Source organism: Flavobacterium aquidurense (assembly GCF_002217195.1).
GTDB classification, from domain to species: domain Bacteria; phylum Bacteroidota; class Bacteroidia; order Flavobacteriales; family Flavobacteriaceae; genus Flavobacterium; species Flavobacterium frigidimaris.
Map to the genome: position 1 here is coordinate 71,356 of NZ_MUGR01000014.1, position 15,695 is coordinate 87,050.

Genomic DNA, 15,695 nt, shown 5'->3' on the forward strand with positions numbered 1-15,695 from the left:
AAAACCTTATTTCATTTACTTTTTAATTTTCCGGATAGATTTGTTCACCAGATACAAACCTAATAAGGTGACAAGAGCGCCAATTGCAATTGCTTTTGTGAGTGTTTCTCCAAAAATAAAAGCACCTAAAACCATTGCTACAATAGGATTAATATAAACATAAATGCTGCTGATCTCTGTTGGAAGATGCTGTAGCGTATAAACAAAAGCAATAAATGTTAAGACAGATCCAATAATCACGAGATATAGGATCGCCCACCAGGAAGGCAATGGTATTTCGTTGAGCGGAATATTGATTTCCGCAGCTTCAGTAATGCCATACATGAAAATACTCGATAGTAACATTTGTAGTCCTAAACTAAAGTACGGATTAAAACTCGCCGCTTTTTTCTTTGTCTGCAAAATTCCAAAAGCCCAGGTAATTGTAGAGACAGTCATCAGAATAATTCCGAATTGGAATTCAGGTTTAAAAAAATCAGAGAGATAATCAATAAAAATAATACAAATGCCTCCAAAACTGATCAGGATGCCAAGCAAAGCCATTCTTGCAATTTTCTGACCATTAAAAAAGTTGATCATAATGATCCAGATCGGAAAAATGGCGCTAATGATCGCACCCAATCCGCTGCTCATATATTTTACGCCCCAGGTACTCAGTCCATTGGTGCAGGCAAAATTTAAAAATGCCAAAACCAAAATCGTGCGCCATTGTTTGCCTTTTGGCCATGGCTCTTTTTTTAGAAGAAAATAACCAACATACAGAATTCCGCCTAAAAACTGACGAATTGTGACCAGTTGCAAAGCGGGCATATGTTTTACACCCTCTTTTGAAGCCAGCCAGGTGGTTCCCCAAAAGAAACTTACCCAGCATAATGCCAATATTGGTAATCCGATCGCATTGATTTTTCCTGAAACAGCACGCTGTATTTTTTCTCTCACTTTTATTTGAATTCTTTGTAACAAATATTCAGAAAAGTATTCTAATATTCATTTAAAAACCGGTTATATATACATGAAAATATTCGATGGAAATGATTAAAATGTTACAATAACATGTTTTTGATGTCATTATTTCAAAAATTTTAACATAGCATTTCAAATATTAGGAATACGTTTGTAGTAAGACCAAAAACTTAATTTAAATGAAAAAAAATCTTAGCAGACCTTTGTTCTGCGCTTTTTTTGCAACGATTTCATTTGCAGCTGTTAAAGCTCAAAATGCAACTCCAAAAGAACCCGGTATTAATGTATCGTACATGAATACAAAAATGAGTCCAAGTCAGGATTTTTTCCAGTATGTAAACGGAACCTGGCTCAGTCAGACTGAAATTCCAAGTGACCGTACAACATGGGGAAGTTTTAACGAACTGATCAAGAAAACAGACAAAGACGCCATGTCTATCCTGAAAGAAGCAGCTAAAAATCCAAAATACAAATCAGATACAGATCAGGGAAAAGCAGTTAACTTATTCTCGACTATATTAGATACAGTAGGAAGAAATAAAGCTGGAATAACACCTTTACAGCCTTACTTTAAAAAAATTGATGCGATTAAAAATGTTGCTGATCTTCAAAAATATTTGATTGAAGTGGAGCAGGAAGGCAGTGCTGGCTTTTTTGGAATTTATATTGGAGCTGATGAAAAAAACAGTTCTAAAAACTCCGTAAGTCTTGGAGTAAGCCGATTGGGATTACCGGATAAAGACTATTATGTAGCCGAAGATAAAGATTCTAAAGAAAAGCGTGCAAAATACCAGCTTCATGTAGCGAAAATGATGCAGCTTATTGGAGAATCTCCGGAGAAAGCCAAGCAAAGTGCAGCAGGGATTTTGGCCCTGGAAACACAATTGTCTCAACCAAGATTGAATCGTGTTGAAAGCAGAGACAGCCGTTTGCAATACAATCCAATGACTATTGCCCAACTTCAAAAGTTAACACCAGCGATTAAGTGGGATGCTTATTTTACAGGTATTGGACTTGCAAAGTTAGATACAGTTGTGGTTATGGAGCCTAAGTATATGAAAGCTTTGCAGACTGTTTTTACTGAAAATAAAGTAGCGCAGTGGAAAGAATACCTGAAATGGGATTTGTTAAACACCGTTTCTACAAAATTATCAACTGATATAGAAACAGCTAGTTTTGATTTTTACAGCAAGACATTAAGAGGAGCCATAAAACAATTGCCACGCGAAGAAAAAGCATTGCAGGTTGTAAACACAACTATTGGTGAAGCACTTGGAAAATTATATGTAGAAAAAGTATTTCCTGCTGAAGCAAAAGCAAAAGCAGTCGATATGATTCACAATATTATTCTGGCGTACCAAAATCGTATTAATAATTTGACATGGATGTCTCCAGAAACAAAGGTTAAAGCGATTGAAAAATTAAATAAAATCACGATAAAAGTAGGATATCCGGATAAATGGAAAGATTATTCGGCACTTGAAATTAAAAGTGTAGCTGAGGGAGGAAGTTATTTCGGGAATGCCCGCAATCTGGCCAAATGGGAGTTTAAAAAAGGAATCGAAAAATTGAACAAGCCTGTTGATAAAACAGAATGGGGAATGTCACCACAGACTGTAAACGCTTATTACAATCCATCGTATAATGAAATTGTATTTCCGGCGGCAATTTTGCAGCCTCCATTTTACAATTATCAGGCAGATGAAGCTGTAAACTACGGTGGAATTGGAGCTGTAATTGGTCATGAAATCTCGCATGGTTTTGATGATTCAGGTGCACGTTATAACGCCGAAGGAAACTTAGTTGACTGGTGGACTCCGGAAGATTTAAAACAATTTACAGTACTTGGTACTGCTTTGGCAGATCAATATAGTGCTTTAGAGCCTTTGCCGGGAATTCACGTAGACGGTAAATTTACTTTAGGTGAAAATATCGGGGATTTAGGCGGAATCAATGCCGCTTATGATGGTTTGCAATTGTACCTGAAAGCACATGGAAATCCTGGATTAATTGACGGATTTACGCCTGAACAGCGTTTCTTTATCTCATGGGCAACCGTGTGGAGAACAAAAACCAGAGATGAAGCTTTAAAAAATCAGGTAAAAACAGATCCGCATTCACCTGGCATGTACAGAGCAGTTGTACCAATTCAGAATGTTGATGCTTTTTATGATGCTTTCGGTATTAAAAAAGGAGATAAAATGTATGTGAGCCCGGAAAAAAGAGTTAAAATCTGGTAATCTGAAAAATAAGAAAACGGCGCTGATAAAGCGCCGTTTTTTGTTTACTTAATCCCACTTTTGTAAATGTTTTTTAATAAAAATAGACGTCATAAATCTATCTCATGACCTCCAATCAATTAGTGAGGAATTTTAACATAGAATTCAAAATAATAACAATATGTTTGTATATATACTAATACTATAAATAAAAATGATAAAACAGCTTAACAAATCTATGTTTTGTGCATTTTCAGCAATGCTTTGTTGTGTTACAATCGAAGCACAAAATGCTAAACCAAAAGAGCCGGGAATTAATCTTTCTAATATGGATACGAAAGTAAGTCCTGGTCAGGATTTCTTCCGTTATGTAAACGGAGCCTGGTTAGAAAAGACTGAAATTCCAAGTGATAGAAATTCATGGGGAAGTTTTAATGAACTACGTCAAAAGACAGATAATGATGCACTTGCTATCTTAAAAGAAGCGTCAAAAGATCCTAAGTACAAATCGAATACAGATCAGGGTAAAGCAATTGCTTTGTTCAATACGATTATGGATACTGTAGGACGTAATAAAAATGGAGTAAAACCACTTCAGCCTTATTTAAAGAAAATCGATGCGATTAAAAACGTAACCGATTTACAAAATTTCTTTATTGAAATGCAGCCTCAGGGAGGAATTGGTTTCTTTGGAGTTTATGTAGGTGCTGATGCAAAAAACAGTAATAAAAACTCGGTGAACTTAAGCCCGGGCGGTTTAGGATTATCTGATAAAGATTACTACAACGCAGATGATAAGGATTCGAAAGAAAAACGTGAGAAATACGAAGTACACGTTGCAAGAATGATGCAGTATCTAGGAGAATCTCCGGCAAAAGCAAAAGAAAGTGCAAAACAAATTCTGGCATTAGAAATTGAATTATCTGCTCCAAGATTAGACCGTGTTGAGCGCAGAGACCGTAGAAAACAATACAATCCAACTGCTGTTGCTGACTTAAAAAAGAATACACCTTCTATTCAATGGGATAAATATTTTACCGGAATTGGTATGGCAAAACTGGATACAGTAAATGTAGCACAGCCTCGTTATATGATTGCGTTAGAAAAAACCTTAACAGAAAAGAAAGTAGAAGCCTGGAAAGAATACCTTAAATGGACATTATTAAACAGAACAGCTTCGACTTTATCTACTGATATTGAAAATGCCAATTTCGATTTCTACGGAAAAACATTAACAGGTGCTTTGAAACAACGTCCGCGTGAAGAAGTTGCATTGCAGGTTATCAACGGTGTAACCGGAGAAGCTTTAGGAAAATTGTATGTAGAGAAATTATTTCCTGCTGAAGCAAAAGATAAAGCAAAAAATATGATTGCTAATGTAATGTTGGCTTATGAAAACAGAATCAATGCATTGCCATGGATGTCTGCAGAAACTAAGACAAAAGCAATCGAAAAATTGAAGAAACTGACCATTAAAATTGGATATCCTGATAAATGGAAAGATTACTCTAAACTAGAACTTAAAAATGTTAACGAAGGCGGAACTTATTTTGAAAATTCTAAGAATATAGCAAAATGGGCTTATGCAGAAAACTTAGCGAAACTGGGTAAACCGGTTGATAAAACAGAATGGGGAATGTCGCCACAAACTGTAAATGCGTATTTCAATCCTTCTTATAACGAAATTGTTTTCCCTGCAGCAATCCTGCAACCTCCTTTCTACAATTATCAAGCTGATGAAGCGGTTAATTATGGTGGAATTGGAGCAGTAATCGGACATGAGATTTCTCACGGATTTGATGATTCTGGTGCACGTTACAACGCTGATGGAAATCTTGTTGACTGGTGGACTGCTGATGATTTAAAACAATTTACCGCATTAGGTACTAAACTTGCAGATCAATACAGTGCTTTAGAGCCGTTACCTGGAATTCACGTAGATGGTAAATTTACTTTGGGTGAAAACATTGGGGATTTAGGCGGAATAAACGCTGCTTACGATGGACTACAGCTGTATTTGAAAGCAAATGGTAATCCGGGTTTAATTGACGGATTTACACCGGAACAACGTTTCTTTATTTCATGGGCTACCGTCTGGAGAACAAAATCAAGAGATGAGGCTATTAAAAGTCAGGTTAAAACTGATCCGCATTCACCGGGAATGTACAGAGCAGTTGTGCCTATCCAAAATGTAGATGCTTTTTATCAGGCTTTTGGAATCAAAAAAGGGGATGCAATGTATGTTGAACCTGAGAAGAGAGTTAAAATCTGGTAATATCATACCATAAAAAACGGCGCTAATTTTAGCGCCGTTTTTGTTTCTATATTTTATTGAAGCGCGATGTAGATAGCAACTTCTGCATTTTCCGGGTTTTGAGTTTTCTCGCCATAAACTTCAAAATCTGCAGTAAAACTTCGATCTAAATCTGAGTTCCAGATTTCCAGCCATTTATTAAAAACAATTCCTTCAGATAAGTTTCCTTTGGCAATCAATTCTTCATAATTTGCTGACTCAATTGTTTTACCAATCATATTTTCAGGTACAACATCTAAATTTTCAACCTTACAGCCTAAAATAGTAGTGTACGGTTTGGTATGATCTTTTTCATAATCGGTATAAATGCAAAAGAGCTCTTCAGAAATTTTACCCGGAATTTTACTTTGAATTGCTTCGCTCATAAACGTATTCCAAAGTGCAGGAATGTCTTTTCCGGATTGACCATTTACGTTTGTTGTTCTTACCGAAATACCAATTACATTGAATTTTTGAATTCTCATTTTACTTCATTTTAGTTAAGCAGCAAATTTAAAATCATGCAATGACAACAGTATGTCAGCAGTAATTACAAAACTAGTTTAAATGACTGTAGATATAAGACTCTATTGCCTTTAACTCTTCGTCAGACATGGCTTTCGTGATAGGAAAATTAGTTTTCATAACCGCAAATTGTTCAGGATCTACGATTGGTTCAGCATTTCCTTTCAGGAAAGTTACGATATCACCTTTTTTGTCTTTATAGATTTTAGCAATTTCCTTAATACTTGGACCAATTACTTTTTGATCCGCCTGATGGCAGGAAGCACAATTTCCTTGTCCTTCAAAGATTTGTTTTCCTAAGGCTTCCGGAGTTTTGGCTTCTGCCGAATGTCCTTCTGAATAATTTTCTGTAGCATTTTCAACAGGATTTTCTGCTGTTTCTTTTTTACAGGAAGCCAATGCTAAAACGGCGGATAAGAATAATACTTTTTTCATGATTATTTGTTTAATAGTAAAGCAGCTTCTTTTGCAAAATAAGTCGAGATAATACTGGCACCCGCACGCTTAATGCAATACAGTTGCTCTATCATGATTTTGTCATGATCTAACCATCCTCTTTCTGCTGCAGCCTTTACCATAGCGTACTCACCAGATACCTGGTAAACTGCAACCGGTACATGAACGGCATTTTTTACCTCACGAACAATGTCTAAATAAGCAATTCCCGGTTTTACCATAACAATATCAGCACCTTCTTCAACATCTAATAAAGCCTCGCGAATTCCTTCAATTCGGTTAGCATAATCCATTTGGTATGTTTTTTTATCTTTAGGGATATTTTGAGAATCTACCGGAGCAGAATCCAAAGCATCGCGAAAAGGACCGTAAAATGCCGAAGCATATTTGGCACTATAACTCATGATTCCCACATTGTGATGTCCGTTTTCTTCTAATGCTTTTCTGATCGCCAAAACACGTCCGTCCATCATGTCGCTTGGTGCCACAAAATCGGCTCCGGCTTCGGCATGGCTCAAACTCATTCTGGTCAAAGCATCAACAGTTGCATCGTTTACCAATTGACCATTTTCGATAATTCCGTCGTGACCGTAAATAGAATAAGGATCTAAAGCCACATCAGGCATCACAATCATTTCAGGAACGGCATCTTTGATCGCGCGAATCGTTTGTTGCATCAAACCATCTTTGTTCCAGGCTTCAACACCTTTATTATCTTTTAGACTGTCGCTAACTTTTACATAAATATTTACCGCCTTGATGCCTAAATCCCAGGCTTCTTTTACTTCTTTGATGGTGTTGTCCAGCGAATGACGGTAGATTCCGGGCATTGATGGAATAGCTACTTTTACGTCTTTTCCTTCGGCAACAAACATAGGAAGCATAAAATCCTGCGGGCTTAAACTTGTTTCACGAACTAAAGAACGAATAGATTCATTGGTTCTTAAACGACGGTTTCTTTGTAATGGGAACATAAAATTATTGATTTTAGATTTTAGATTTCAGAATTGTAATCTGTTTTCTAATACAGATTGATTACTCCTTATTTCTAAAACTGCAGTTGTTTTTTTGTTTTTTTTGAAGATTATACTGCTTTTAATAAGCGCAGCAAAGTTAAAGAAAAAGGAACAGAATAAGGCGTTTAGCTCATTACAGAACCGTTAATATTATCTAAAAATTTGCTGATTTTTTAGTTTTAGACTTTAATTTTTTAATCTTCATTATGTTTTTCATTTTTATAAATAAATTTCAGGAATTTTATAATGTTATGGTTTTTTAAAATTTTCCAATTAAATTTGCCTGATGAAGAAAATTCTCGCATTATGCTGTTGTTTACTTTTAACAAGTTGTTTTGAAATAACAGAAAGAATCAAACACCGCGACGATCAAAGTGGCGAATACACGCTGATGGTTGACTTCTCGAAATCGTGGTTTAAAACAAAATCGGCAATGTGGCTCGAAGAAGTCGATGGCGTAAAAATCCCGAACGAACAGGAAATCTCCAAAAAATTAGAAGATTTTAAAGTAAAAGCTTCAAAAATTGACGGAATCACAAATGTGACCACCAGGACTGATTTTGAAAATTACGTTTTCATTATCAAACTCAATTATGCCAATATAAAAGCGCTCAATGCGGTTGTAAATACGATAAACAATCAAAGCAATCAGATTCACTTTGCCAGTACTGCTAAAAACTTTGAACGAATTGCTTCGTACCCAATTCCTGAAAAACTAATAAAAGATCCTAAGAAAAAACAAGATCTGGAAGCCGCTAATATTATTGCCATTTATACTTTCGATAAAGATGTACAGTCCGTGCAAAATGCGAACAGTAAAATTTCACCAAACAAAAAGACCGTATTTTTAAAACAAAGCATGTACAATGTGCTTAAAAAATCGGTATTAATGAACAATACAATCCAATTAACACCCTGATTTATGAAGAAGTTTTATACTTTCCTTTTATTATTCGCCATGCATTTGACTTTTGGTCAAACCAATCAAGAACAGTATGATTATTTTGTACAGTTTAACGGGAACCAGCTTTCTAAAAAAGTAAGCGTTGCCGAAATCCTGAATCATCCCATCATAACCAAATACAGCAGTAAAAAACCGGATTTAGATTTTACTAAATACACGTCGCTTATTCAGTTAGATCAAAAAATAACCATTCACGGAAAATTCTCTGACAGTATTCCGTATTATCAGGTTACAATTCCCGTAAAAAGCAGAGAAGCAGTTAAGCAATTTATAATAAAAGAATTTGGGAATGGCTTAGCCGGAAATGTAGAGATTAAAGATTTAGGTAAATATGCTGTTTTTAATACAAAAGGTAAAAACAAAATCTTGGCGTGGAACGATAATTATCTGGTTATTCTGGAACTAACGCAAAGGCTTCCTTCGAGGTTTTATACCACCGAAAGCCAAACCGTTTGGCAAGATTCTGTTGCTATTGATGAGGTATACGAAGAAACGAAAACGGAAGAACCTTCGATCACGATCGATACTCCTGCAAATGATGCTCCGGTTGCGGTTGAAGAAGCTCCAGTTCCGTACAATGGCGAACAAGAGTATACCGCAAGCGCACCGTACACGATTCAGGAAGCTACTTTTAATCTGGAACAAACAGAAAAGCTGCATCAGATTATAAAATCGCTATTCGAAAATGGATTTACTGCGCCAAGTTCCCAAAAAATAAGTGCTAATGCTGATATTTCATCCTGGATCAATTATAGCACTGCAATGACAAGTTTATATTCTATGTCCAATTATCCAATGGCCATTTTTGGAGGTTATGATAAATTTTTGCCTATGCAGAAAAACTTTGGGGATTTTATAAAAGGCATTAATCTTGATTTTTATTTTGACAACGATAATGCGCGTGTAGAAGAAGTTGTTGAATATTCGCCGCAGCTTGCCGAAGTGGTAAATAAAATCACGAATAGAAAAATAAACAAGAATATCTTTAATTATTTCCCTGTACAAAAACCTTTGGGTTATATGTCGTATCATGTAAATACAAAAGCAGCTCTTGAAAATTTCCCATCTGTACTAGCAGATATATTTCAAAGTCCAAAACTGGTAAAAGAAGATATTGCCGTTGTTACCGATTTAATTTCGACCATTGTTGATGAAGAAGCTGCTGCAACCCTTTTTGATGGTGATTTAAGCGCATTTTTGTATGGTTTCAAGGAAATTGAAGTGATGACAAAATCATACGAATACAATGAAAACTATGAAGAGAAAGTAACCGATAAAAAGACTAAAAAATCAGTTCCGTTATTTTCTGTAATTTTTACTTCGACGCATCCTACTTTTGCTGACAAATTGATGCAGTTAGGCGTTCGCAAAAAAGTATTGGTGCAAAAAGACAATTATTATGTTGTTACCGGAACCAAAGAATACGGAGATATCTTCATCAAAAAAGACAAAGATGTTATTGTAGTGGCTAATACACTGGACTATTTTAGTGCCGGAAACGGTACATTTTCCGGTGAAGCCAAAAAGGATTTGAAGAAAAATTATATGTTCGGAAAACTGAATATGGCTGAACTAATAAATGCATTTGGTAAATCAGGTGAAGCGAAACCTGCAGATTTAGGAAAGTTCAGCAAATTTTCGGAACAATTTTCAGACATCACATTCGAATCGCCTAAAAAATTAATCAACAATAAATTGGTTTTTGGATTTAAGTTAAACTCGTTGAAAACGGATAAAAATATCATTCTGCAAACTTTAGATTTAACTCAGGAATTAACCTCTAAATAGTTGTAAAATTATAAAAAGCAAATCCCCGAAAATTAAACTTTCGGGGATTTTTTTATGTTTTAGATAGTATTCGATTATGTGATCGAAGCGGCATAAATTTCTTTAATAGTGTTGCCCAGTTTAGAATTAAAATCAGCATCAGACTGACCCGCCGAAAGACCTTCGGATAATGCTCTTGAGAAACTGGCAATCAATCCGTGGTTTTGCGAAAGTTTAGCATTGGCTTCATCCTGACCGTATCCGCCAGACAATGCGACAACACGGACCACATGCGGATCTGACATTAGTTCTTTGTAAAAATCATTCACAGTCGGGATAGACAATTTCAGCATTACTTTTACCTCTTTATCCAGTAAATTAAGCTGTTTTTTGATTTCTTCTTTTAGAATTTTTTCTGACTTTTCTTTATCAGCGCTGTAAATATCAACTTCAGGTTCGATAATCGGGATAAGTCCTTTTTCGAAGATTTGTAAACCCACCGCAAATTGTTGTTCGACTACTTCACGAATTCCACCTGCATTGGCTTCTTTAATTACAGAACGCATCTTAGTTCCAAAAACATTTTTTTCTACCGCACGAGTCAGCAATTCATCTAAATTAGCAATAGGCTTCATCAACTGTACGCCATTGGCAAGGTCGGCAAGTCCTTTATCCACTTTTAAAAACGGAACTATGTTTTTTTTCTCCCACAAATAGTCAGCAGTCCATTGTTCGTCGATTTTACGATCCATAGTATTTTCGAACAAAATAGCGCCCAGAATATATTCGCGATCAAAGGCAGGACTTTTTATAATGCGGGTTCTCATTTCATGCACCAGTGTGTACATTTCTTCGTCATTTGTAAAACTGCTTTCTTCTATACCGTATTGTGCCAGCGCTTTTGGAGTGCTTCCTCCACTTTGATCCAGTGCGGCAATAAATCCTTTTCCGGAATGCATGCGGTTGAGTTGCGCTATGTATCGTTCTCTATTTTTCATAATGTTTTGTTTTAAATTTAATGGCTATTACAAACCTATTTTCTGATTTACTTTATCATAAACCTCTTTTACTTTTTTTGGAGGGTCGAATCGATATCCAATACTAAGGTTAAAAGTTGAGATGTTATCATTCAGCCGTTCAGCCGAAGTATCATTCTGAATAAAATTCACGGTGTTTAAGCTCGCATAACCAAAAAAACGATCCGTATTGTAGGCTAGTTTTAAATGAAGGTCTAATTGATATAAAGCTGAGGTTTCTCCGTCAATGTCATTAATTCCTGCACCAAATGCAATTCCGGTTCCTATCAAAATGCGGTCGCTAATTACAAAATTGTAAAAATAGGAGGGAGCCAATGAAAAAACATAAATGTCTCCATTTGATGAATTGGGAACATCGTTGAGGTCTAAATTTGTATAATAAAATGAAAAAGAAGGTATAAAACTTCCTGAACTCTTGGTCTGCCATTCATTTTGATTGACTAATGCCTTATAAGAGAATTTATCATTAAAAATATAAGATGTTGAACCTCCAATTTTTGTTGTTCGCATACGCGGAAACTCTACAGTAAATCCTTCTTCACTGGCATAAAAGCCTTTTTGATTGATAAAAGTGAAAGATTGCATCCACTTTTTATAATAAAATCGAGTATTGAAACTAAAGAGTTTAGAATCTGAATTGTCTTTGTTTACATCAAAAAATTTAGGAGAAAATCCAAAACTGACGTCTACAAACTGATAACTTAAAGCGATACCTAATTGTTCTTGTCGGTTAGGATTGAGATCGATGTATTTTTTTTGTCCTTGCGAATTAAAACCAAGCTGGAAATTATTTGAAGTATCTAAATAGTAAACACTGGTAGTAATTTTATCCGTATAAGATTTAAAATAGGGATTTTGCAGCGAATCGTTTTGGGCAAAACACCCAAAAACACTTCCGAAGAATACTATATAAATCAGTTTGAAATTCATTCGTTTATTTTTACGACAATGATATCTATAGCTAATTTATGGATTTTAATTTTGATGATCTAAAATATATCACCACGATCGGGTTAAATAATGTACATTCATAAAGTTATATAAATATTTCATCCAAATGGTATTTCAATTTTTTTAGAAAAAAAGCTGTTTTCACTTTTTTTAAAGCTCCAGTGGAGTAATATATTTAGCCACATTGCCGGGGCTGAATTTGAGCTCCAGTGGAGCGATATATTTATAGAAAAAATTAGATGCAAAGAATTTGAGCTCCAGAGGAGCGGAATATAATTATTTACAATCCTGAAAATCAAACGTCATCAAATAAATATTCATTTTTAAATTCTACATTAAACAATTTTAAAAACTCAAGATATTCTTCTTTGAACGTTTTTGTTTTATGATGTTCTTCTTGATTATGAATGTAATTGATAACATTTGTCAATTGAGAATGACTGTATGAGAAAGCTCCAAATCCTGTTTGCCACTCAAATTTACCATTGATCCAATTTTGATTGTTTATAAATTTTGAAGAATTTGCTTTTATGTCCCGAACTAAATCTGATATAGATTTATCAGGTTTTAATCCAATTAAGATGTGGATATGATCAGGCATTCCGTTAATAGCAATTAGTTTCTGTTGCTTATTTGTGATGATTCCGGTGATAAATTTATAGATTTCATCTTTCCAAACTGTTGCGATTAAGTTTTGCCTGCCTTTTACCGCAAATACAATATGAATATATAATTGAGAATAGGTGTTTGCCATAGTAAGTTTTGATTTATATGTCACCCCGCTGGGGTTCATTAAAATAAACCTATATGTTTCTATAAATATATCGTCCCGCTGGGACTTTTTAACAAAGTTACTACTGTAATTTTATAGCTCCAACGAAACTGAATACTTATAATTTTTATAAATATATCGTCCCGCTGAAACTTTTCAATAAAGTTATTATTGTAATTTTTAATAGCTCCAGCGAAACTGAATACTTATAGTTTTTATAACTATATTATCTTGCTGGGATTTATTCAACAAGTTTAGTATCGTGATTTTTAATAGCTTCGGAGAAGCGTAATATTTATAGAAAAATATTAGTTATTACATTCGAGCTCCATAGGAGCGACATATTTATTTAATAATTTTTCAATAAAATAAATTTACAAAACCGCTATCAATAGATAACCCCTATACGTTTTAATTGTATTAAATCCAGTCAACAGGATTTTCTAACACATTTACTAATTTTTCTTCGTCACTTCCTGCTTCTGCATGATGATCGTAAACCCATTGCACGTGCGGAGGCAAACTCATCAAAATACTTTCGATTCTCCCGTTGGTTTTTAAACCGAATAAAGTGCCTTTGTCGTGAACCAGATTAAATTCGACATAACGGCCACGACGGATTTCCTGCCAATTTCTGTTTTCAGGAGTATACTCCTGATTTTTTCTTCTTTCTACAATCGGAACATAAGCTTCTAGGAAACTATCACCAACTTCGGTTACAAAATTGAACCAGTCTTCCATCGACATTTGCTTCGCCTGTTCGCTATCGCTCGGGTGCCCATTTGCTTTGCAATAATCAAAGAATAAACCGCCAATTCCGCGGGCTTCGTTTCTATGTGCATTCCAGAAATAAGTGTCGCATTGTTTTTTATATTTTGGATAAAACTCCGGATTGTGTTTGTCGCAAGCTGTTTTACACGTTTGATGAAAGTGTTTGGCATCTTCTTCAAACAAATAATAAGGCGTTAAATCCTGTCCGCCGCCAAACCATTGTTCGATTACTTTTCCTTGTTCGTCATACATTTCAAAATAACGCCAATTGGCATGAACGGTTGGAGTCATTGGATTCTTTGGGTGTAAAACCAAACTTAGTCCGCAGGCAAAAAAATCAGCTTCACCAACGCCAAACATTTTTTGCATGGCTTCTGGTAATTTTCCGTGAACGGCTGAAATGTTGACGCCGCCTTTTTCAAAAACATTTCCGTTTTCAATAACGCGTGTTCTTCCACCACCGCCTTCAGGGCGTTTCCAAAGATCTTCACGGAATTTTGTAGTTCCGTCAACAGCTTCTAATCCGGCACAAATCTGGTCTTGTAACTTTTGTATGTAGGCGTAAAATTTATCTTTCATGTTTTTAGTCTTTATTTTCCGGGAAAGTATCATGATATTTGAATGCAACATTCATATCAAATACTATCAAAGTATCTTTTTTAAAAATCTTTACAAATCTTGAATTTGCTTTTTTTGCTAATGAATCTCCTATTTCCGCATTTTCCCAAAGAACAGAATAACCATATACATTACTGGAGTCCTTTAGTTTAAAAGAGGGAGACATTTTGTTATCTTTATCTAAATATTTTTTGACAATTAATCCTGAAAATCTTTCATTAAACATATCTCTGTACCCGTCTTTACTAATTTTCGCATCGTTCGAATAATAAGAGCAAGTACAAAAAGATATTGCAAAAAAGGCCATCACAAAAAAGCCTTGATATATAGGATTCAGTTTTTTGAAATCAAAATCTAAGATTATGGTTAAAATTTTTTCAAAAGAAGGCATCTCTATTTTTAGCTAAAATTTATCTTTCATTGTTATTATATTCTGATTTAAGTAGTCCGAAATAAAAAGTATCCTGTAGTTCGCCGTCACCATTTCTAAATTCGTCCCTCAAAATTCCTTCTTGTTTAAAATTATGTTTTAATGCAATTCGTTGGCTTGCTAAATTAATTTCTGAAGTACAGATGAAAACCTTGTTCATCTTCAATTCATTGAAACAAAATTCAAGTGCATCCACAACCATTTTTGATGTAATTCCTTTTCCCTGATAATCTTCATCAACAAAATAACCTAATTCACATTTTGAAATGCGGTAATCAATGGTTTTTACACACAAATAACCAATTAAATTGTTGGTTTGGATATCTCTTGCGTAAAAATAAAAACCTTCCTTATTTTTTTCTTTATTATGACTGACTTCCAGAAAATCTTCTGCTTTTTTTAATGAATCTGAATTGACCAGAGTTACCGGGAAAGTTTTCCCAATATGATTGCTGTTTTTATCTACTAAATTGTAAAATTCTTTAGGCAAAACATGTTCAATTCGGTCTATTCTCCAATCTGTAAAACTCATGTTTATTTGTTTTTAGCCGAAGCAATTTTTGTATTTATGCCAAAAGAAAAAACTTTGCTTTCTTTTTGTATATATTGGTAAATAGCAAGTGCTTTTCCTAAAAAATCAAATTGTTTTTCTTGAGATAATCCCATTAGGATATCTGCAAATTCTTCCTGTTGATTCCAGTCTAAATGACATTCCTGTAAAAGAAGAATTAATTCTTCTTCCGGTATTTCAATTGTTCTTTGTAAGCTTAAACCAAGACTTTTAAGTTGCTCATCTATAAGTGCGGTATCTTCAGCATTCCAAAATTTAGGAACAAAAATTAAAGCATGTAAAGTTCTTAGCGTATTCTCTATCCTGATACTTTCTTCATCTCTTAAGCCTTTGTTGAGCATA

At 34.7% G+C, this 15,695-nt stretch carries 15 protein-coding genes; 4 read left to right on the top strand and 11 right to left on the bottom strand.

The features are described 5' to 3' along the window. Positions 1–15: 15 nt before the first annotated feature. Positions 16–939, bottom strand: coding sequence for a DMT family transporter (locus B0A67_RS07450; RefSeq protein ID WP_072957947.1), 924 nt, complete (start codon positions 937–939; stop codon positions 16–18). Between the two features lie 203 nt (positions 940–1,142). On the opposite strand from B0A67_RS07450, the gene B0A67_RS07455 reads away from it, so the two are divergent. Next, on the top strand, positions 1,143–3,203 hold the full coding sequence (locus tag B0A67_RS07455) for a M13 family metallopeptidase (protein WP_072957457.1): 2,061 nt from the start codon (positions 1,143–1,145) through the stop codon (positions 3,201–3,203). Positions 3,204–3,396: 193 nt separating this feature from the next. Then, the gene (locus B0A67_RS07460; protein ID WP_072957454.1) at positions 3,397–5,457 is read left to right on the top strand and encodes a M13 family metallopeptidase; all 2,061 of its coding nucleotides are present in this window, start codon (positions 3,397–3,399) and stop codon (positions 5,455–5,457) included. A gap of 53 nt (positions 5,458–5,510) precedes the next feature. On the opposite strand, the gene B0A67_RS07465 is transcribed toward B0A67_RS07460, so the two are convergent. From B0A67_RS07465 to hemB, 3 genes are all read right to left on the bottom strand, one after another. Then, positions 5,511–5,960, bottom strand: a complete 450-nt coding sequence (locus B0A67_RS07465) for a GyrI-like domain-containing protein (protein ID WP_072957451.1) — start codon at positions 5,958–5,960, stop codon at positions 5,511–5,513. Between the two features lie 73 nt (positions 5,961–6,033). Further along, positions 6,034–6,435, bottom strand: coding sequence for a c-type cytochrome (locus tag B0A67_RS07470; protein ID WP_072957448.1), 402 nt, complete (start codon positions 6,433–6,435; stop codon positions 6,034–6,036). A gap of 2 nt (positions 6,436–6,437) precedes the next feature. Beyond that, positions 6,438–7,430 carry a porphobilinogen synthase gene (gene hemB / locus B0A67_RS07475; RefSeq protein WP_072957445.1) on the bottom strand — a complete coding sequence of 331 codons (993 nt, stop codon included), beginning with the start codon at positions 7,428–7,430 and terminating at the stop codon, positions 6,438–6,440. A gap of 328 nt (positions 7,431–7,758) precedes the next feature. On the opposite strand from hemB, the gene B0A67_RS07480 reads away from it, so the two are divergent. Both B0A67_RS07480 and B0A67_RS07485 read left to right on the top strand, forming a co-directional pair. Then, positions 7,759–8,391, top strand: coding sequence for a hypothetical protein (locus B0A67_RS07480; protein WP_072957442.1), 633 nt, complete (start codon positions 7,759–7,761; stop codon positions 8,389–8,391). Positions 8,392–8,394: 3 nt separating this feature from the next. Then, positions 8,395–10,224 carry a hypothetical protein gene (locus tag B0A67_RS07485; RefSeq protein WP_072957438.1) on the top strand — a complete coding sequence of 610 codons (1,830 nt, stop codon included), beginning with the start codon at positions 8,395–8,397 and terminating at the stop codon, positions 10,222–10,224. Between the two features lie 74 nt (positions 10,225–10,298). On the opposite strand, the gene B0A67_RS07490 is transcribed toward B0A67_RS07485, so the two are convergent. From B0A67_RS07490 to B0A67_RS07520, 7 genes are all read right to left on the bottom strand, one after another. Then, on the bottom strand, positions 10,299–11,201 hold the full coding sequence (locus B0A67_RS07490; protein WP_072957435.1) for a fructose bisphosphate aldolase: 903 nt from the start codon (positions 11,199–11,201) through the stop codon (positions 10,299–10,301). 27 nt (positions 11,202–11,228) lie between these two features. Continuing rightward, complete coding sequence (locus B0A67_RS07495; protein WP_072957432.1) at positions 11,229–12,170, bottom strand: DUF4421 family protein; 942 nt, start codon at positions 12,168–12,170, stop codon at positions 11,229–11,231. 316 nt (positions 12,171–12,486) lie between these two features. Continuing rightward, a complete protein-coding gene (gene tnpA, locus B0A67_RS07500) occupies positions 12,487–12,945 on the bottom strand; it encodes an IS200/IS605 family transposase (protein ID WP_072957944.1) in 459 nt (152 codons plus the stop codon). A 438-nt stretch (positions 12,946–13,383) separates the two neighbouring features. Continuing rightward, positions 13,384–14,313, bottom strand: a complete 930-nt coding sequence (gene hemF, locus B0A67_RS07505; RefSeq protein WP_072957429.1) for an oxygen-dependent coproporphyrinogen oxidase — start codon at positions 14,311–14,313, stop codon at positions 13,384–13,386. A 4-nt stretch (positions 14,314–14,317) separates the two neighbouring features. After that, positions 14,318–14,743: a hypothetical protein gene (locus B0A67_RS07510; RefSeq protein ID WP_072957426.1), complete on the bottom strand. Its 426-nt coding sequence runs from the start codon at positions 14,741–14,743 to the stop codon at positions 14,318–14,320. A 19-nt stretch (positions 14,744–14,762) separates the two neighbouring features. Then, positions 14,763–15,314 carry a GNAT family N-acetyltransferase gene (locus B0A67_RS07515; RefSeq protein WP_072957423.1) on the bottom strand — a complete coding sequence of 184 codons (552 nt, stop codon included), beginning with the start codon at positions 15,312–15,314 and terminating at the stop codon, positions 14,763–14,765. A gap of 2 nt (positions 15,315–15,316) precedes the next feature. Next, positions 15,317–15,694 carry a hypothetical protein gene (locus B0A67_RS07520; RefSeq protein WP_072957419.1) on the bottom strand — a complete coding sequence of 126 codons (378 nt, stop codon included), beginning with the start codon at positions 15,692–15,694 and terminating at the stop codon, positions 15,317–15,319. Position 15,695: the final 1 nt, after the last annotated feature.